General features: G+C 66.1%; 18 protein-coding genes. 8 read left to right on the top strand and 10 right to left on the bottom strand.

Going from position 1 to position 16,874, the window contains the following annotated elements:
- Positions 1–64: 64 nt before the first annotated feature.
- Positions 65–1,924 (top strand): terminase large subunit domain-containing protein, encoded by a 1,860-nt coding sequence (locus tag DI526_RS01255; RefSeq protein WP_304273119.1) that lies wholly within the window; start codon positions 65–67, stop codon positions 1,922–1,924.
- Position 1,925: 1 nt separating this feature from the next.
- Positions 1,926–2,933, top strand: a complete 1,008-nt coding sequence (locus DI526_RS01250; protein ID WP_304273117.1) for a phage portal protein — start codon at positions 1,926–1,928, stop codon at positions 2,931–2,933.
- A 113-nt stretch (positions 2,934–3,046) separates the two neighbouring features.
- Here the strand turns inward: DI526_RS01250 and DI526_RS01245 are convergent, their stop codons facing one another.
- The 5 genes from DI526_RS01245 to DI526_RS01225 form a co-directional block, all read right to left on the bottom strand.
- Positions 3,047–4,660: an SGNH/GDSL hydrolase family protein gene (locus DI526_RS01245; protein ID WP_304273114.1), complete on the bottom strand. Its 1,614-nt coding sequence runs from the start codon at positions 4,658–4,660 to the stop codon at positions 3,047–3,049.
- The gene (locus DI526_RS01240) at positions 4,660–5,196 is read right to left on the bottom strand and encodes a hypothetical protein (RefSeq protein WP_304273111.1); all 537 of its coding nucleotides are present in this window, start codon (positions 5,194–5,196) and stop codon (positions 4,660–4,662) included. The genes DI526_RS01245 and DI526_RS01240 overlap by 1 nt, the downstream gene beginning before the upstream one ends.
- 2 nt (positions 5,197–5,198) lie before the next feature.
- Positions 5,199–5,555 (bottom strand): hypothetical protein, encoded by a 357-nt coding sequence (locus DI526_RS01235; protein WP_304273109.1) that lies wholly within the window; start codon positions 5,553–5,555, stop codon positions 5,199–5,201.
- 165 nt (positions 5,556–5,720) lie between these two features.
- A complete protein-coding gene (locus DI526_RS01230) occupies positions 5,721–6,236 on the bottom strand; it encodes a hypothetical protein (RefSeq protein WP_304273107.1) in 516 nt (171 codons plus the stop codon).
- 1,003 nt (positions 6,237–7,239) lie between these two features.
- Complete coding sequence (locus tag DI526_RS01225) at positions 7,240–8,079, bottom strand: hypothetical protein (protein ID WP_304273104.1); 840 nt, start codon at positions 8,077–8,079, stop codon at positions 7,240–7,242.
- Between DI526_RS01225 and DI526_RS01220 the strand changes: the two genes are divergently transcribed.
- Complete coding sequence (locus tag DI526_RS01220; protein ID WP_304273102.1) at positions 8,078–8,224, top strand: hypothetical protein; 147 nt, start codon at positions 8,078–8,080, stop codon at positions 8,222–8,224. The genes DI526_RS01225 and DI526_RS01220 overlap by 2 nt on opposite strands.
- A 70-nt stretch (positions 8,225–8,294) precedes the next feature.
- The gene (locus tag DI526_RS01215) at positions 8,295–8,474 is read left to right on the top strand and encodes a hypothetical protein (RefSeq protein ID WP_304273100.1); all 180 of its coding nucleotides are present in this window, start codon (positions 8,295–8,297) and stop codon (positions 8,472–8,474) included.
- Positions 8,475–8,507: 33 nt separating this feature from the next.
- On the opposite strand, the gene DI526_RS01210 is transcribed toward DI526_RS01215, so the two are convergent.
- Positions 8,508–8,777 carry a hypothetical protein gene (locus DI526_RS01210; protein WP_304273096.1) on the bottom strand — a complete coding sequence of 90 codons (270 nt, stop codon included), beginning with the start codon at positions 8,775–8,777 and terminating at the stop codon, positions 8,508–8,510.
- Positions 8,774–9,436 carry a ParA family protein gene (locus DI526_RS01205; RefSeq protein WP_304273094.1) on the bottom strand — a complete coding sequence of 221 codons (663 nt, stop codon included), beginning with the start codon at positions 9,434–9,436 and terminating at the stop codon, positions 8,774–8,776. The genes DI526_RS01210 and DI526_RS01205 overlap by 4 nt, the downstream gene beginning before the upstream one ends.
- Before the next feature lie 665 nt (positions 9,437–10,101).
- On the opposite strand from DI526_RS01205, the gene DI526_RS01200 reads away from it, so the two are divergent.
- The 3 genes from DI526_RS01200 (at position 10,102) to DI526_RS01190 (ending at position 13,001) form a co-directional block, all read left to right on the top strand.
- Positions 10,102–10,632, top strand: a complete 531-nt coding sequence (locus DI526_RS01200) for a YfiR family protein (RefSeq protein ID WP_304273092.1) — start codon at positions 10,102–10,104, stop codon at positions 10,630–10,632.
- Positions 10,629–12,356 carry an ATP-binding protein gene (locus DI526_RS01195; RefSeq protein WP_304273089.1) on the top strand — a complete coding sequence of 576 codons (1,728 nt, stop codon included), beginning with the start codon at positions 10,629–10,631 and terminating at the stop codon, positions 12,354–12,356. Before DI526_RS01200 ends, DI526_RS01195 begins: the two co-directional genes overlap by 4 nt.
- 99 nt (positions 12,357–12,455) lie before the next feature.
- A complete protein-coding gene (locus tag DI526_RS01190; RefSeq protein WP_304273086.1) occupies positions 12,456–13,001 on the top strand; it encodes a hemerythrin domain-containing protein in 546 nt (181 codons plus the stop codon).
- 128 nt (positions 13,002–13,129) lie between these two features.
- Here DI526_RS01190 and DI526_RS01185 read toward each other — a convergent pair whose 3' ends face one another.
- The 3 genes from DI526_RS01185 to DI526_RS01175 all read right to left on the bottom strand — a co-directional run bounded on the left by DI526_RS01185 (position 13,130) and on the right by DI526_RS01175 (position 16,253).
- Positions 13,130–14,620 (bottom strand): UdgX family uracil-DNA binding protein, encoded by a 1,491-nt coding sequence (locus DI526_RS01185; protein ID WP_304273083.1) that lies wholly within the window; start codon positions 14,618–14,620, stop codon positions 13,130–13,132.
- Positions 14,620–15,849, bottom strand: a complete 1,230-nt coding sequence (locus tag DI526_RS01180; RefSeq protein WP_304273080.1) for a putative DNA modification/repair radical SAM protein — start codon at positions 15,847–15,849, stop codon at positions 14,620–14,622. Before DI526_RS01180 ends, DI526_RS01185 begins: the two co-directional genes overlap by 1 nt.
- A gap of 122 nt (positions 15,850–15,971) precedes the next feature.
- Positions 15,972–16,253 carry an HU family DNA-binding protein gene (locus DI526_RS01175; RefSeq protein ID WP_066682603.1) on the bottom strand — a complete coding sequence of 94 codons (282 nt, stop codon included), beginning with the start codon at positions 16,251–16,253 and terminating at the stop codon, positions 15,972–15,974.
- Between the two features lie 349 nt (positions 16,254–16,602).
- Between DI526_RS01175 and DI526_RS01170 the strand changes: the two genes are divergently transcribed.
- Positions 16,603–16,872, top strand: coding sequence for a hypothetical protein (locus DI526_RS01170; RefSeq protein WP_304273071.1), 270 nt, complete (start codon positions 16,603–16,605; stop codon positions 16,870–16,872).
- Positions 16,873–16,874 lie beyond the last annotated feature (2 nt).

The raw sequence follows: 16,874 nt of genomic DNA, 5'->3' as shown, positions 1-16,874 counted from the left end.
AAAGCCGAGGCGTCAAACCAGACCGACACGACGCCGACGGCCTCGCGCGCACAGGTTCGCGCGCATGGCAGAGACCAATTCCAATCTGGACGGCGTAGGCCTGGATCCCCGTCGTCAGGCGCGCAGCCTGTACTGGCGCGGCTGGGGCGTGACCGAGATCGCCGACGAACTGGCGCTAAAGCGACCGACGGTCGAGAGCTGGAAGCAGCGCGACGAGTGGGACAAGGCTCCGGTCATGGAGCGGCTGAAGGAGGGGCTTCACACCCGTCTTCAGATGCTAATCGCGAAGGACAAGAAGTCCGGTCACGACTTCAAGGAAATCGACCTGCTGATGCGTCAGGTCGATCGCACCGTCCGATACGACAAGTACATGAACGGCGGCACGGAGACCGACCTCAATCCCAACATCGCCGCCCGCAACGCCGCTCCGAAGAAGGAGCCGAAGCGCGGCAACCACTTCACGCACGACCAAGTCGTCAAGCTACGAGAAGACCTCGAGGGCTGGTGCTATCCCCACCAGCGCGACTGGCTGAAAAGCTCGTCGATGCGCACGCGGATGATCCTGAAGGCGCGTCAGATCGGCGCCACCGAATTCTTCGCCCGCGAGGCCTTGGTGACCGCGCTCGAGACCGGACGAAACAAGATCTTCCTGTCGGCATCGAAGGCCCAAGCGCTCAACTTCCGTCAGAAGATTGTGGCCTGGTCGTTCAAGGTCACCGGCGTCAAGCTGACCGGCGATCCGATGGTCATCACTGCGGAGGATGAGGACGGTGAGGCCGGCGACCCGGCCGAGTTCCACTTCTTGGGCACCAACTACCGAACCGCCCAAGGCTATACCGGCGACTTCATCTTCGACGAGTTCTTCTGGGTCCACGGCTTCGAGCAGATCGAGGCTGTCGCCTCCGCCGTCGCGACGCAGAAGCACTTCACGAAGACCTATTTCAGCACACCGTCGTCTCTCAGCCATGAGGCCTATCTGAAGTGGACAGGAGCTGACAAGAACAGCCAGCGAGCCAAGAACAAGAAGATCGAGGTGGACGTCAGCCACCGGGCGCTGAAGGCCGGCAAGCTGTGCGACGACAAGATCTGGCGCCAGATCGTCACCGTCCTGGACGCAGCCGAGCGCGGGTACGATCTGATCGACATCGACGAGATCCGCGACGATCACACGCCCGACAGGTTCGCCAACCTGTTCATGTGCGAGTTCATCGACGACGCAGAAGCCGTCTTCCCAATCGCCGAGATCCTGAAGCACACCGTCGACGCGTTCGAAAGATGGACCGATGTCGACTTCTACGGCCTGGCCGAGGTGGCGGCGGTCAGCCGCGGCCGCGAGCGCACGTGGGGCGAACCTAGAAGGCCGATCGGCGACGCTCCGGTCTGGATCGCATACGATCCGAGCGATACGGGTGATAGCGCGGGCCTGGTCGTCGTCGCGCCGCCTCAGAAGACCGGCGACAAGTTCCGCGTTTTGCAGCGCTTCCAGCTGTGGGGCGAGGACTTCGAAGCCCAGGCCGAGCTGATCCGCCGACTGTGCGCCTCCTATAACGTCACGCGGATCCGCATTGACGCTACCGGCGTCGGCCGCGCCGTGCACCAACTGGTGCAGGCGTTCTTCCCGACGGCAGAGGGCGTCCAGTTCACGGCCGACCTGAAGATCGACATGGTCCACAAGCTGCAGGACACGTTCCGCCGCGGCCGAATCGAGATCGACACAGGGGCGACCGATCTGTTCGCCGCCCTAGTCACCATCCGCCGCACGATCACCGAGAGCGGTCGTCGGATGACGTACGAGAGCCCGCGCAGCGCCACGACCGGTCACGGCGACCTCGCCTGGGCGCTGCTGATGGCTCTGCACCTCGAAGCCCTGACAGCGCCGCTGATGGCGGCGACTGCGGCCAAACCCTCAATGGAGATGTCCTGACATGGCTCGCGCCAAGAAGGCCGGCGGCGCGCCGGCGATCGAGAGCTTTTCGTTTGGAGATCCGGAGCCGGTCCTGGGCCGCCGCGACATTCTCAGCCACATCGAGTGCTGGAACAACGGCCGGTTTTACGAGCCGCCGGTGAGGCTCGACGCCCTGACGCGCGCCTATCGCGTCGGGCCCCACCACGAGAGCGCGATCAACTACAAGGTCAACCTGCTGACGGCCTATCTCGAGGAGACGCCGCTCCTGGATCCGCTGGCCTTCGAAGGCTTCGCACTCGATTACCTGGTGCTGGGCAACGGCTACCTCGAGAAGGTCTACAACCGCCTGGGCGGCGTGCTTCGCCTGGACCATCCGCTGGGCAAGTACATGCGGCGCGGCGTCAAGCCGGGGGTGTTCTTCAGCCTGGCCGAGCCGCGCAAGGAGGTCGAGTTCGAACCCGACACCATCGTTCATCTCAAGCGCGCGGACCTTAACCAGAACGTCTATGGCCTGCCCGAATACCTCGGCGCCTTGCAGAGCGCCTTCCTCAACGAGGCCGCCACGCTCTTCCGCCGCAAGTACTACCTGAACGGCTCGCACGTCGGGTTCATCCTGCGCAGCACCGACCAGAACATGACCCAGGAAGAGGTCGACGCCCTCAAGCAGAAGATGAAGGAGGGCAAGGGGCCGGGCAATTTCCGCAACCTCTTCGTCCACGCGCCCGGCGGCAAGGAGAAGGGGATCGAGGTGATCCCGATCAGCGAGGTCGCGGCCAAGGACGAGTTCATGGGCATCAAGAACACCTCGCGCGACGACGTCCTGGCCGCGCACCGCGTGCCGCCACAGCTGCTGGGCATGGTGCCGGCCAACGCCGGCGGCTTTGGCGACGTGGACAAGGCGTCGGAGGTCTTCGAACGCAACGAGATCAAGCCGCTGATGCGTCGCTTCACGGCGGTGAACCGCCAGATCGGGGCGGAGGTGATCCGCTTCCGCCCATTCCGCTGGGAGCTCGAACAGGCTGCCTGACCAGCGGTAGGATCCCCGAGCCTTCGGTGGCCCGGCGCCTGCGCCTCGTGGGCGTGGTCGTGAATCAAAAGCCCCGGCGGGTGACCGCCGGGGCTTTTCTGTTCAGCTTGGGTTTAGACCGAGACGCCCCAGGCCGGGCGCGGGTCGGGCACCGTGGCCATCCAGGTCCTGTGGACGTAGACGCTCGCCGTACCGGTCGCGCCGGCGGGCATGAACGCGAACTGCACGCTGGGGCTTAGGGCGGTCGCGTTCGGGCCCAGTAGCACCGGCTCCGACATGATGAGGCGTCTGCGGGCCACGGGCCGGAGAGCGGAATAGTAGTTTCCAGCGCCGACATTGAGCGACGGCTGGAAGCCGATGCCGGACTGGTAGGCCGTGGCCGTGTCGACTTCGGTGAGGATCACGCTCGGGGCCATCAGCCAAGGCGTGCCGTCGGTTTCGACTTCCGCAAACAGCCTGGCCCACTTGCCGCCGAGATTGGAGACGTTCTGGTTGTAGGCGGCGATGCGGAAGTTGATACGCTCGTAGGCGGCGGATCCGCTAGGCGTGATGACGGCCTTGGCGGACTGGCCGCCCGTCGCGGCGTTGGGCAGCACGGAAACGGCGACGGTGCTCGCGACCGCCGACTGCGGTTCCCAGCGCCAGCTGGTCGGCGCGACGCCGGTGAAGCCAGCCCCCAGTGTGCCGGCGGCTCCCGTCAGCGTCGGGTTCACGATCACGTTGGGATTGGCGGCCATCAGGTCGGCGTAGACGTCGCCCGGCTGCACCAGGGATCGGATAGCGGCGACAAGCGAGTAAGGGGAGAGGCTCGATGCGCTCGCGCCCCACGCGCCCAGCTCCGCCCCGGCTTCGTTCGGGTGCAGCAACCTGTCGTAGGTATCGAGCGGGTCGATGTAGCCGTCGCCGCGGTCATACTGCTTGTAAGCGTCCCAGAGCTTCACGAGCGGGTCGTTCAAGCCGGCGACGTAGCTGCGGATCGACGCGTTGATGGCCTGAATATTGGCCTTCGAGCGGTTCACGCTCTCGTTCGCCAGCGCGTTCGGCCTGATCGTCGCGACGATCGCGGCGGCGCCGGCCGCCCGCAGCGCTGACACGGCCGTGGCTATGTCCGCGAGGATGATGGACGCCTGGGTGGTGTTGTTGGTGCCCATGGCGACGATGCCGAGCTGCACGTTCCTGGCGACAAGATCGCTAACCCGCGCAGCGATCTGGGTCGAGGTCTGCCCGTTGACGCCTTGGTCGGAGCCGTCGGTAAACCTGGACGTGCCAGTGCCCTTGTTCTGGTCGTACCAGTTGATCGCGTTGATGCGCGGATCCAGCGCCAGCGCCTGGGTAATTTCGCCCGTCGCTCGGCTGATGGCGCCGCCCTGCGTGGCGTCTCCGCTGCGTGAAACGCCTTGGGCGTTTTGTTGGCCGATGCTGTCCGCCAGGATGCCCGTTCGCGCGCCGTAGGGCAGCGTCGGGTTGAAGACCGGCAGCGGTGCGTCGATCACCGCGGCCGTTGGATCGCTAGTTACGCCGGCGATCGTCGCCGTGATCGACTTGCCGACGTCGCCCGGGACCGGGACATAGCTCGTCGACGGTGCGAGGAAGGCTTTCGCCACGCCTCCCACCGACCAGGTCGCCGGAGCCCTCGTCATGAGGACCTGGCCGACCTGCGCCACGCCGGTGATGCGGACGCCGCCGCTGATCAGAACAGCGCGGCGCGAGCCAACGGAGATCGACATCAGTCGAGAATGGCCTTCAGGGCCACCTTCAGGTCTGTGGCCGAGTTCAGCGTCGGCGTGCCGCGCGAGATCAGGACGCCGTAGATGTCGGTTTGTCCGACCGCGACCTTGTAGGCCATGGCCAGCTGGGTCGCTTCGGCGAAGGACGGTCCGCCCAGAGCGGTCCAGTCGCTGATGTGAACCACGCCCAGGATCTTGTCCCAGTCGGCGGCGGCGATCACCGCGGCGTTATTGTCGACGAAGGCCGAGGCCGCCGGGGCGGTGTGGAAGAGGACCAGGTCGCACGCGAAGGTCTGGGCCGACTTCGACATGACCGACGCCATCTGCACCAGGCCGGTGCCGCCCGCGATGCGGCCAAAGCCGGCGAAGGTCAGCAGCCCGCCGATCGCGTCGCCGGCGGCATATTGCGTGGTGGAGCCGGCCAAGGCTTGGGTCTGCACGACCGTGCGGCCGCCCACTTCGCCGATGTGCGCCTCGCTGGCGCCCAGAGCGCTAACCGCGCCGCCGGCGCCGCCGCTGTTGAAAGCCAAGGACATGGTCAGGCGCCTCCGCCGTTGATGGCTACGACGGCGGACGCGCCGGTGATCGCCACGCAGCGCGCGCGCCACCAGGCGACGCCCGGCTCGAGGTAGGGTTGCGGGGAGAAGGTGGCCGGCGCGGCCACGATGCTGGGACCGGCGGGAGCGATGTTCGCCGCCGGAGCCGGCGCGCCCAGGAGCGGGTTGCGCGTCGACCGTTCGATCTGCACCTCGATCGAGGTCGCGGGGCCCGTGATCTGCACGGCCAGCTCGCCGGTGAGGCAGGCCCAGTCGCTGACCTGGTTGGCCGCGGTGAAGGTGTGTTCCAGCGTACGGGCGAACCCGGGCCGGTCATATCGTTTGGTCGTGCTGGGCATTCGCCTCGTCCGGAGTGGAAGGCTTTTAGGGCTAGTTCAGCTCAGTGAGGCGCGCGCGGAAGCGTCGTTTGAAACCTCAAGAACCAAACCTCTCAGCGGCGAGGCGTGATGATCACTTCCTGGGCGGGGCCTTCGCTCCTGGAGCGGCCTAAGGCGGCGTTGCACTTATCTTGGCGCTACCTTGTATCTCCGCTTTCGACGATTAGCGGCCTGCTCTTCGGGGGTAGCCCATCGACAGTTGCCGGGCTCATAGTCGCCATCGTTGTTGATGCGATCCAGGGTCTTCCCCTCTGGGCGCGGCCCCATGTCCTCAAGGAACGCTTCAAAGCTGTCCTTCCAGCGCTGGCAGATGCCAACGCCCCTTCCGCCCCAGAGCGCGAACTTAGGAGAGTTAGGGTTGAGACAGCGATCCTTCATCGACTGCCAAGACCGATAGGTCTGGCCACCGCCTCTTTTGCTGGCAAGTCCATGCTTCAGCTTTCGGGCGACCATCATCTCGCGATGGATGCAGCCGCAACTTAATGTGTTGCCGCGCCTGACATTTGCAGTGGCCGCGACGTGCCTCTGCCCGCAATCGCAATTGAAGAGCCAAAACGTCTGCCCACGCTGATCGACATGATGCAACTCGACGCCGACCAGCCGCCCATAACGCTGGCCGGTTAAATCTAAACGAGCCGCCATCAGTTGTTCTTCAGGCTAACGAGGAGCCGAGCGGCCCATTGAAGCTGTTCCCACGCCTCCTGTGGGACTTGAATCCAGATCAGCTTCTCAGGTTCATCCATTGGGGCAAAAGCAGGTGAGGGCTCTGAATAAATGTAGGGGCTAAGGTCGATAACCTCGCCACGCCAAATCATCTCTTTGCGAAGTTTAGAGCCGCAACGCGGGCGCGGAGGGGGCGTCAACGCTGCGGTCGGCAGGCGGACCACGTTTGTGGTAATGGCTGAGTCAGCCTTGGACATGACGAGCCTCATCGTCGAGTTCTTGGTTAGGGCCGTTGGGAAGGTGCGAACTTCCCTTCGGCCCGTTTTCTTGTTACGGAAATCGCCATGAGCGGTCAAGAAGTTTCCGTTACGAAAAAGCGCGGGCGCCCTTCTAAGGAGCCCACTGGTGTGGTGCGGCTTCCCCTCCGCACGTTAGAAGCTGCTGACGCTTGGGCCGCTACTCAGCCTGACCAGCCCGGGCGAGCCGAGGCTCTGCGCCGCCTAGTCGATCTCGGCTTAATGCGCTGATCTTGCCCTGACTGCTGGTGCGCCCAGCGGGTGACGGAGCGCGGTCATGAACGCGCGATGTGCGGATCCCCTAGATCCACGGCTCGGGGCGTTGGAAGCGCCCCGGGCCCGCCCAACACTGTGAAGCGGCCCGGCCCCGACGTCCAGCGCCGGTGACGCCGAAGCCCTAGCGACGGCCTTGCGCGAACGCACGGCAGGCTCGTTTGAAACCCTGCGGATCAAACTAGGCCGCTTCGGCCCCTCACGAGGCCCAGGCGAGCCCCTCGCGCGCGCGAGGGCAGGGGGCACCCACCCCCTCGAGGTCGCCGCGCCGAAAAACGCGCTCGGCTCCCCTCCCCGCCCGCGGGCTTAACTTATCGCTTTCGATGCAGTCTGCGGACGGTCTTTAAGGCCCGCCCGGCGCGCCGTCGCGGGAGGCGTGTTAAGCGAGCGGCTTGATGCAGTTTGATGCGTGCTCAACCACCAGCACCAAGCGCGATCGGCCCCTTGTGATCCGGATGCCCTGGAGACACTGCCACGTTAACTAAGCACTCCATGTTCGCTTGGTGGTGGCTGAGGATCACAAGGAGATGTCGCAGCTTGTCCGCTGACGAAATGATGTGCTGGTCGAGCAGCGCCACGAACTTGTTGATGTTGAGAATAATGGGATCGAGATCGACAACGATGGGTTCGCCTTGCGCGGAGAACGCGTTCTTTAGTGATCCGCGGTGAAGGACGGCTCCGCACTCATTCCATAGCGTGATCAGCTCTGCCTTCGTGATCTGAGGGTCGGGGCGATCGACAAAATCGACGTTATTCTCAGTCACGGTTATCAGGATCCCACGAGGAAAGAACTCAGGGTTCACCGCTTCAAGTGCGGCCATGATTTCATGCGGCTTGTAGGATTTGTGAATGCTCTTGCTGGTGACGTCGCCATGCGCCACCAAACAGGCGAGAGCGACTTGCTCACACAGCAACCTGAATTGCAGATAGCAAAATTCCTTTAGAAGCTTAGGCGCCCAGTTATCGCGCTCTTGGATGGCCCTTGCGAGAGCCTCCAGTCGCCAACGCGCCTCGTTCATCAGGTCAGCGTATAGCCGCCCCGCGTCATCCAGATCGAACACCGTGCCCACCTTTGCAACGCCCAGAGAGAAGCGACACTTGTAGCCTCTCGTCAGATCTTCGACGACCGGCTCATTGAGCTTTAGAAGGGGATGGCCGATCGAGGTACGTGTTGACTGCTCCCCGGACTGTGCGTATATATACGCACATGGACGCCGGCGCTTGGCCGGGTCGCTGATCGGAACGACCGACATGACCTTCTTCATTACCGCGCTTGAGAATACCCGGGCCCGCTTGATCCACAGCGAGACGAGGACGACCGACGCGACCATCGCCGCGCTCGTCGCCGAACAATATCGCCGGATGGGCCTGATCGTCATTGAGAGGATGGAGGGCTAAGAGGCGAATGGGCAAACAGGCTCAGAATCTGGTGGCCGAGGCCGGCCGCCTTCTCTTCGGGGAGCGGTGGATGAGCGACCTAGCGAGGGAGTTGGGGGTGGCGGTCCGGACCATGCAGTCCTGGTTCGCCTCGCCGAACTCAAGCAGCTACCGGGACATGCCGTCGAGTGTGGTCGGCGAGGTTCGGGTCCTCGTCGAGCGCCGCCGATCGGCCCTGGAAGAATGGGTCGCCAAGGTCAAAGAGCCGTAGGCATCCGGGCGACCCAAACTTGCCCCAGTGGGTTCACCCCCCGAACGAGCGTCGAGCTTGCTCCTTTGCATAGAGATCGTCGATCGCGCGCTTGATCAGCTCCGAGTTGTCGAGCTCGAGCCAAGCCTTAAGAAGTGCGAACGTCGCGACGTCTTCTTTGTCGAAATAGCCGCCGATGTGTTTGAGGCCTGGGCCCGTTTTCGGCTTACCGGTCGCGGTCCTAGACGGCCGGGATGGTGGCTGGGCGGGCGCTTCGGTTCGGTCCAGGGCTTCCAGGACGGCCATTTTCTTCGACGCACTCATGCTGCAGCACTCCCATCCTGCACGCTTGCAGGCGTGCAAATTTGCATTTCCGCGCTCAACCAATCCCAGAGGCGCGAGATTTCGGCGGCGCCCTTGGCGGATTGGTCGACCTCGCGAGCCGATCTCCCCGCAAGGGCGGCCTCTCTGTGGATCTTCCGGCGGAAGATCACGACGGGCGCCATCTTGACCTTGGTTCGTTCGAACACGGCTTTAGCCGTGGCCACGTCTGACGAGCTGTTAGGTGTGGCCATGTTCAGCACAACGAACGCCGTCTTACCGGTCGTACGCGCCAGCCGGGCCGTCCGGGGCAACTGCTCGAAGGCCTCGATGTCCGGGGTGCAGGGAACAAGCACCAGGTCCGCGGCCTCGACCGCGGCGGGCGCCTCGGAGCTTCTGGCCGGCGGCGTATCGATGAACACCAGGTCGCAGCCGGCGTGCCTGACGCGCTCGAGCGTCGGCTCGAGGTCTAGCTCCGTCACGAACCGCACCGGAAGATCCTGAACGTCCCTCCGGCGCGACCATTGCTCGACCGATTGCTGCGGATCCATGTCCAGGATGAGCACGGCCAGGCCCGCGTGCGAGGCGGCTTCGGCGAGTGAGCGGGTAAGCGTGCTCTTTCCGACGCCGCCCTTCTGCATAGCGATGGCGATCACCTTCATTGGCGCGTCTCCCTGCTGAGCGGTGCAGGCGTGCAGCGCTGCAACCCTGCAAGTCGCGACCGCGATTCGCGCGGCGCGGATTGACCCTCTGGGCCTTGCGAAACGCCTGCGTTGTTGGCCGTCAGGGAGCCCGCAACAGACCGCGTTTGCCACTCCACATCGGCTAGGCCACGGAAAAAAAACGGGTTTCCGTAGATTGTGGATCTAGAGGTCCTCGGTTCGAGCCCGAGAGCTGGTACCATCGCAAGACTTTGAAAAGCCCGGGGTTCGCCCCGGGCTTTTTGCATTTCGACCGGGCCCGCGGCGCTTGCCTCGAAATGGTCACGCGAATGGGATCGAACCGTCCGGCTTGGAGCTTGGCAGGTCGGCGCCGATCGGCGGAAGCTGCGGGCGATGACGGGCTATCCCTCCGGGATGGACGGTCAGGACCGGTGACCCCGGGCCCCGTTCGCCGGCCAAGGCGTCCTATCGGACAAGCCCGGGGAGGACGGACGTGAAGCGCTCTAGGCGATTGCGCTTGAGTCGCTCACCATGGCGGCCGGGGCGTGTCGAGGTGCGGAGGGGACCGACGGATGGTTTGGGGCGTTTCGCCCAACGGTCGACAAGGGCGCGGGCGGCGTCGAGACCGGCGTCGGCTGGGTCTCATCGCGGCCTGCGGGCTCTGCGTGCTCGCGGGGGTGGCGCGAGCCCAGGAGGGCGGGCCGGCCACGCGCGAGGCCCGCTCGCCCCATCAGGGCGCCTATCCGGTCAAGGCGGTCCATCTGGCCCGGTTTCCCGCCTTCGTGGCCTGGCCCACGGCCGTGTTCGAGACGGCCGAAAGCCCGCTGCGGCTGTGCATCGGCGGGTCCGATCCGTTCGGCCCGGCGATCGACCGCATCGCGCGCGAGGAACGGATCGGCGATCACCCGATCACCGTCGTGCGCCTGCCCGCCGTCGCCAAGGGCGCCGACTGCCAGATGCTGTTCCTGTCCGCCTCGCGCGATCAGACCCCCCGCGAGGCCCTGGCCGCCGTCGCGGGCCGGCCGGTCCTGACCATCGCTGACGAGGGCGTGGACGCGCCGGGCGCCATGATCCAGTTCGTGACGCTCGAGGGCCGGCTGCGGTTCGAGATCCGGGCCGAGGCCGCCCAGGCCGAAGGCCTTGTGGTGAGCTCAAAGCTCCTGTCCCTATCGGCCCGTGGGAGCGGCGAGCGATGAGGGGGGCGCTGGAGGGCGCGCGCCGTCGCTGGCGCCCCGCCTTGACGGTCTCCATGGCGGTGGGCTTGGCGGTGGCCATTATAGTCGCCGCCTTCGGCCTAGCCCTCTATAACGAGCGCCTCGCCCGGCAGGAGCGGCTGCGGCAGGCCGAGGTGCAGCTTCGCATCCTGGCCGGCAGCATGGCCGCGCCGCTCGCCTTCGACGACCGCTCGGCCGCCCGAGACTATGTCGGCGCCCAGAGCTCGAACCCCGATGTCGAAGCCGTGGGCGCCTATGACATGCAGGGCAGGCTGGCGGCCGGCTACACCCGCGGCGGGGCGCCGCCGCCGCCCAGCAACGTCCTGAGCCCGCCGCGGATCGCCGATGGGCGTCTGGTGCTGACGGCGCCCGTGTCCGAGGGCGGCACGGTCCTGGGCTCGGTCTATCTGCGCACCGTGCTGGAGTCGCCGACGCGGCGACTGATGCGCTATGCGGGCTTCGCGCTGCTGATCGTGATGGCGGCGCTGCTGGTGGCCGTGCTGGGCGCGGCCAGCGCGCGCGAGGCCGAGGCCTATCGCAAGCTCAAGGCGGAAATCCGCGAGCGGGAGAAGGCCGAGGAGGCCCTGCGCCAGTCCCAGAAGATGGAGGCCATGGGCCAGCTGACCGGCGGCGTGGCGCACGACTTCAACAACCTGCTGATGGTTGCATCCAGCGGCCTGGATCTTCTGGAAAGGACCTCGGACCCGGCGCGGCGCGAGCGGCTGCGCGACGGCATCCGCCAGGCCATCGATCGCGGCGCCAGCCTGACCCAGCAGCTCCTCGCGTTCTCGCGGCGCTCGCCGTTGAAGCCCGAGGTGGTCGATATCGGCGAGCGGCTTTCGGGCATGCTGGCGATCCTCGACCGTTCGCTGCGTGAGGACGTCACGGTGCGCATGCAGTTGCCGCCCGACCTGTGGCGGGTGGAGGTGGACACCTCCCAGCTGGAAGTGGCGGTGCTGAACATCGCCATCAACGCCCGCGACGCCATGCCCGACGGCGGAACGATCACGATCGAGGCCCGCAACGAACCGTCCGGTCATGCCGACGGGGCGGGCGACATGGTCCGTCTGGCCATTCGCGACACGGGCGTCGGGGTCGCGCCCGACATGATCAGCCGCCTGTTCGAGCCGTTCTTCACGACCAAGGCCGTCGGCAAGGGCACCGGCCTGGGGCTCTCCCAGGTGTACGGCTTCGCCCGCGCCTCGGGCGGCGAGGTGGGCGTCGACAGCGTGGTGGGCGAAGGGACGACGATCTGGCTGCGCATCCCGCGCACCACGAAGGCGCTCGCGCGCCTGGTCGCCCCGGCGGAGCGGCCCAGGCTCGCCGAAGGGGAGCGCCGGCGCGTGCTGATGGTCGAGGACGACGACAGCGTCGCCCAGCTGGTCGAGGAAATGCTGCGCGAGCTCGGCTACGAGGTGACGCGCGTCGGCGATGGCCCGAGCGCCTTCGAGACGCTGCGGACCGACCCCGGCCATCATTTGGTGTTCAGCGACATGGTGATGCCGGGCGACATCGGCGGCCTCGACCTGGCCCGCGACCTGTCGCGACTTCGCCCCGATCTGCCCGTGCTGCTGACGACCGGCTACAGCGCCGCGGCGGCCGCCGCCAGCCGTGAAGGGCGGCGGGTGCTGGTCAAGCCGTACCGGATCGAGGCGCTGGCGGCTGAGTTGGACACGCTGCTCGCCGGAGCGGCCGGTCGCGCCTAGCCCTTATGCATATGCCTCGCATGTGAGAGTTCGCCGCCGCCGGAACGTCCAGCGCGGCCCGGGTGTTGGTTGGCGGTCGGTACTATCCAGGAGATCCACATGGCCGCCGCCACAAAGAGCTCGTCCACCCAAAAGTCGACCACCAAGACGAAGGCCCGCAAGGCCACGCGTCGCACCGGTCGTCGCGATCCGCTGGCCATTCGCCTGCTGAAGCAGGACCACCGCGAGGTGGAGAAGATGTTCGACGAATACGAACAGCTGGAAAGCGACGCCGAGAAGCTGGAGCTGTTCAACCAGATCGCCCTGGCCCTGAAGGTCCACACCCAGATCGAGGAGGAGATCCTTTATCCGGAGAGCCGCGGCGAGGTCGAAGACGACCTGATCGACGAGGCCTATGTCGAGCACGACGGCGCCAAGAAGCTGATCGCCGAGATCGAGGCGATGAAGCCGGGGCAGGAATTCTACGACGCCAAGGTCAAGGTGCTGGGCGAGTACATCAAGCACCACGTCAAGGAAGAAGAGCAGCCCGGTGGCTTCTTCGCCCAGGCCAAGAAGGGCGACGAGGACCTTGAGGCCATCGGCGAGCGCATGAAGGCTCGCAAGGAAGAACTGATGGCGCAGATGGGCGCCGCCAAGGTGAACTAAGGTGGGATGCACCTCCCCCGCGCGCGGGGAGGTGGCCCAGAGGGTCGGAGGGGGCGAGCTCGGCCTTATGCCCCGTTAGCCCCCCCACTCACGCCGTGACAGCTCCCCCGCATCGCGGGGGAGCATCTTTACGTTAGCCCCGCCAGGGCTCCCGCCATCCGCAGGTCCGCGACGAACTCCGCATAGGCCCTCGCCTTGGCCTCCGCGTCCGGGACGCGCAGCAGGAACGACGGGTGATAGGTCACCACGCCTTGCGCCTGGTCGGGCAGCTGCAGCGCCTTGCCCCGATTGGCGGCGATCGGGGTCGGCTTGCCAATCACGCCCAGCGCCGCCGTCGCGCCCAGCATCACGATCACCCGGGGCCGTACGATCCGGCGCTCGGCGTCCAGCCACCATCGGCAGGCCGAGACCTCGCCGCGATCGGCCGTCTTGTGGATCCGCCGCTTGCCGCGGACCTCGTGCTTGAAGTGCTTCACGGCGTTGGTGACGAAGGCGCGGTCGCGCGGCACGCCCGCTTCCGCCAGGGCTTTGTCGAACATCTGGCCGGCCGGCCCGACAAAGGGACGGCCGGCGAGGTCCTCCTGGTCGCCGGGCTGCTCGCCCACGAACATCAAGGGCGCGGGGTGAGCCCCTTCGCCGGGAACGCCCTGGGTGGCGTCGCGCCAGAGGTCGCAGCGGCGGCAGACCTGAACCCCGGCCTCAAGTTCCTCCAGCGTCGTCGGCGCGCCCTGGCCGAACGAGGCGTCACGGCTGTGGCGCAGCGCGGCCTTCAGCACGCGGTCGGAAGGTTGGCGGGGCGGGGCGGCGACCATGGCGGCGGCGCGATCCTGGGCGGAGGCGATCAGGTCGGGAATGAGCGCCGCCTCCGGCAGGTTCCGCCAATAGCGCTTGGGCATCTCCTGGCGCATCTGCTTGGGGTTCAGACGGGCCGGGTTGAAGATCGAGGCGTAGTAGGTGCGCCAGAGCTCTTCCTGCGCATCCTCGGAGGGCGCGTCGGCCGGATCGGCGCCTTCCGACACCATCAGGCGCTCGCCGTCCCAGGCGACGCAGGCGTCGGGCGTCAGAATCGTCCAGTCCATGGCGGTGAAGCGGCGGACGAAGAACGGCGCCACCGCCTGCGTGACCCGATGCGCGGGCTCGAACCAGGCGGCGTAGGTCTCGGTCGCCGCGCCCTCGACCAGGCGGAAGCGCACGAAGGCTTTCATCTTGTGGGCGGCGCGGCTGACGGCCTTGGCCATGTCGCGGGCGCGCGCCATGTCGGCGTCGGCCGGATTGTCGATCAGGCGCGGCTCGCGCTCCAGCCGCCAGAGGATGCGATAGAGCAGGGCGAAGCGATCGGGCGCGCGGTGCAGGATCACCTGTTCGGCCAGTTCGAGGAAGGCGGCGGGGACGGTGAAGCCCCTTCCCCCTTGCGAGGAAGGGGGTGGGGATGGGGGAGCCAGCTCCGAGGTCGCCGCGCTGACACCCCCTACCCCCTCCCCGCAAGGGGGAGGGGAAAAGAGCTCCCGCTCCACCGTCCAGACCACCGCCTGCGGCTCCACGCCTTCCGCCCGCAGCGCCCGCGCCGCCGTCCGCCAACCGGCGAAGTCGATCTCCGAAACCAGCCGGACCACGCGCATCAGAAGAGGCTCAGCTGCTGCGGTTGGACCAGCGCCGCTTTCAGGCTGTCCTGATCGGTCAGGGCACCCGGCGTCCAGTCGGCGGTGACCACGAAAGCCCTGGCGCGCTTGACGACTGCCCCAACGCGCTTGAGGTCGTCCAGGGTCAGCCGGGCCACCTTCCGGGCCATCAAGACGCGCCCCACGGCCTTGGCGCCGAGGCCCGGCACCCGAAGCAGCGTCTCGCGGTCAGCGGTCTGAATATTGACCGGGAATTTGGCGCGGTTCTTCAGGGCCCAGGCTGTCTTGGGATCGACGGAAAGGTCCAGATCCTCGCCTTCGTCCACGATCTCCGGCCGCTCGAAGCCGTAGAAGCGCATCAACCAGTCGGCCTGGTACAGGCGATGCTCGCGCAGCAGCGGCGGCCGGGCCAGCGGCAGTCGATGACTGGCGTCCGGGATCGGGCTGAAGGCGGAATAGTAGACCCGGCTTAGCTTGTAGGAGCCGTAGAGGTTGGCGCTGCGGGCCAGGATGTCGCCGTCCTTGGCCTGGTCCGCCCCCACGATCAGCTGGGTCGATTGGCTGCGGGCGAAGGTCTTGCGACTGGCCTTGCGCGCCGGCTCGGCCTTGTCCTCGATCGACAGGCGCATGCGGCCCATGGCGCGCTTGATGTCGGTGACGTCCTTCTCGGGCGCGAGGGCCTTCAGGCTGTCGTCGCGCGGCAGCTCGATATTGATCGACACCCGGTCGGCGTAGAGCCCCGCCTCGGTCGCCAGTTCGGGCGAGGCCTCGGGGATCAGCTTGAGGTGAATGTAGCCGCGGAAGTCGTGGTCCAGCCGCAGCGACTTGGCCACCCTGACCATCTCTTCCATCGTGTAGTCGCCCGTGCGGATGACGCCCGACGACAGGAACAGGCCCTCGATATAGTTGCGCTTGTAGAAGTTCAGGGTGAGGTCGACGACCTCCTGGACCGAGAACCGCGCCCGGGGCGTGTTCGACGACACCCGGTTTATGCAGTAGGCGCAGTCGTAGATGCAGAAGTTGGTCAGCAGGATCTTCAGCAGGCTGATGCAACGCCCGTCGGGAGCATAGGCGTGACAAATGCCCATGCCTTCGGTGGAGCCCACGCCAGTCCCGCCCAGGGAGTTGCGCTTCTGCGCGCCGGACGAGGCGCAGGAGGCGTCGTACTTGGCGGCGTCGGAGAGGATGGCGAGCTTGCGCCTGAGATCGAGAACGGCCATGGCTGGCACGTTATCGTTCTTGATTTGTTCTGGAAAGTCTTCACGCGCGACGCTGGCATGAGGCGAGACGTCGCGCGTGAAGGGAAGCGTCGGGGAGCAGACACTTTGCGGCGTCCGCTCCCCAGACCGAATTAGCCGTTGACGGCGTCCTTCAGTTGCTTGGCCGGCGTGAAGGCGACCTTCTTGCTGGCGGCGATTTCGATGGTCGCGCCCGTGGCGGGGTTGCGGCCGGTGCGGGCCGGCTTGGCCTGGACCTTGAACTTGCCGAAGCCCGGGATCGAAACTTCTTCGCCCTTCACGGCGGCGTCGGAGATCGACTTGAAGACGCCGTCGATGATGGCCTTGGCTTGGGTCTTGGTCAGCTTGTCGTCAGCGGCGACAGCGGCGTCGACCAGATCGGAAACGTTCGTCATCTCTAAGCTCATGTCCTGTGAATCAGGGAAATGCGAGCCTGCCCAGGCGTTTTGCGTTTGTCACGCGTTAGGGAAGGTTAAAAAGCTGATTTGTGGGGGCAAAACGCCCGTGGGCCGGGGTTTTTAACGAAAGCGTCGTGTTGCGAAGCGCTGCTTTCGGGGCAAAAGCGTTAATTTTAGTCCTGCAAGTAGACCGACGCCTCGCTCGCGTCATGGGTGATTCTGCGAGGGAATCGCGATGCGCGGCCGCGCGCGTGGTCCCTCACAACCCTCTCTGACGCGCAGATTTCGATCCCCGGAACGTCGCCGCCCGCCATCCATTTCTCCCTGCAAGCACAGGAGAACAGCGATGACCGATGTCGACAATGGATGGGACGGCCAGGACGGCGCCGAGGCGATGGACGATGACGTGATCGGTCGCGACGGCGAGTTTCGCACCTTCGAGGAATTGCCCGACGTTCTCGACGTCACCCAGGCCGAAGGTGATGCGGACGATGACGACGCGCTGATCGCCGAGGAGCTCGACGACGAGGAGATCATCGAGCTGGAGCAGGACGACGACCCGGGCGACGGCCGCGACGTCGACGACAAGCGCCCCGAAGTGTTCGACGGCGAGTAGGC

Source organism: Caulobacter segnis, from assembly GCF_003243465.1.
GTDB classification, from domain to species: Bacteria; Pseudomonadota; Alphaproteobacteria; order Caulobacterales; family Caulobacteraceae; genus Caulobacter; species Caulobacter segnis_A.
The sequence above is the reverse complement of the archived record's forward strand: the minus strand, read 5'-3'. Positions and strand labels throughout refer to the sequence as shown.

Coding starts and splice junctions, on each gene's coding strand:
- DI526_RS01170 (WP_304273071.1), top strand. CDS start 16,603: ATGACCGATGTCGACAATGGATGGGACGGCCAGGACGGCGCCGAGGCG.
- DI526_RS01245 (WP_304273114.1), bottom strand. CDS start 4,660: ATGTCGATCTCCGTTGGCTCGCGCCGCGCTGTTCTGATCAGCGGCGGC.
- DI526_RS01215 (WP_304273100.1), top strand. CDS start 8,295: ATGAGCGACCTAGCGAGGGAGTTGGGGGTGGCGGTCCGGACCATGCAG.
- DI526_RS01210 (WP_304273096.1), bottom strand. CDS start 8,777: ATGAGTGCGTCGAAGAAAATGGCCGTCCTGGAAGCCCTGGACCGAACC.
- DI526_RS01195 (WP_304273089.1), top strand. CDS start 10,629: ATGAGGGGGGCGCTGGAGGGCGCGCGCCGTCGCTGGCGCCCCGCCTTG.
- DI526_RS01230 (WP_304273107.1), bottom strand. CDS start 6,236: ATGGCGGCTCGTTTAGATTTAACCGGCCAGCGTTATGGGCGGCTGGTC.
- DI526_RS01220 (WP_304273102.1), top strand. CDS start 8,078: ATGACCTTCTTCATTACCGCGCTTGAGAATACCCGGGCCCGCTTGATC.
- DI526_RS01190 (WP_304273086.1), top strand. CDS start 12,456: ATGGCCGCCGCCACAAAGAGCTCGTCCACCCAAAAGTCGACCACCAAG.
- DI526_RS01250 (WP_304273117.1), top strand. CDS start 1,926: ATGGCTCGCGCCAAGAAGGCCGGCGGCGCGCCGGCGATCGAGAGCTTT.
- DI526_RS01240 (WP_304273111.1), bottom strand. CDS start 5,196: ATGTCCTTGGCTTTCAACAGCGGCGGCGCCGGCGGCGCGGTTAGCGCT.
- DI526_RS01255 (WP_304273119.1), top strand. CDS start 65: ATGGCAGAGACCAATTCCAATCTGGACGGCGTAGGCCTGGATCCCCGT.
- DI526_RS01185 (WP_304273083.1), bottom strand. CDS start 14,620: ATGCGCGTGGTCCGGCTGGTTTCGGAGATCGACTTCGCCGGTTGGCGG.
- DI526_RS01205 (WP_304273094.1), bottom strand. CDS start 9,436: ATGAAGGTGATCGCCATCGCTATGCAGAAGGGCGGCGTCGGAAAGAGC.
- DI526_RS01175 (WP_066682603.1), bottom strand. CDS start 16,253: ATGACGAACGTTTCCGATCTGGTCGACGCCGCTGTCGCCGCTGACGAC.
- DI526_RS01225 (WP_304273104.1), bottom strand. CDS start 8,079: ATGTCGGTCGTTCCGATCAGCGACCCGGCCAAGCGCCGGCGTCCATGT.
- DI526_RS01235 (WP_304273109.1), bottom strand. CDS start 5,555: ATGCCCAGCACGACCAAACGATATGACCGGCCCGGGTTCGCCCGTACG.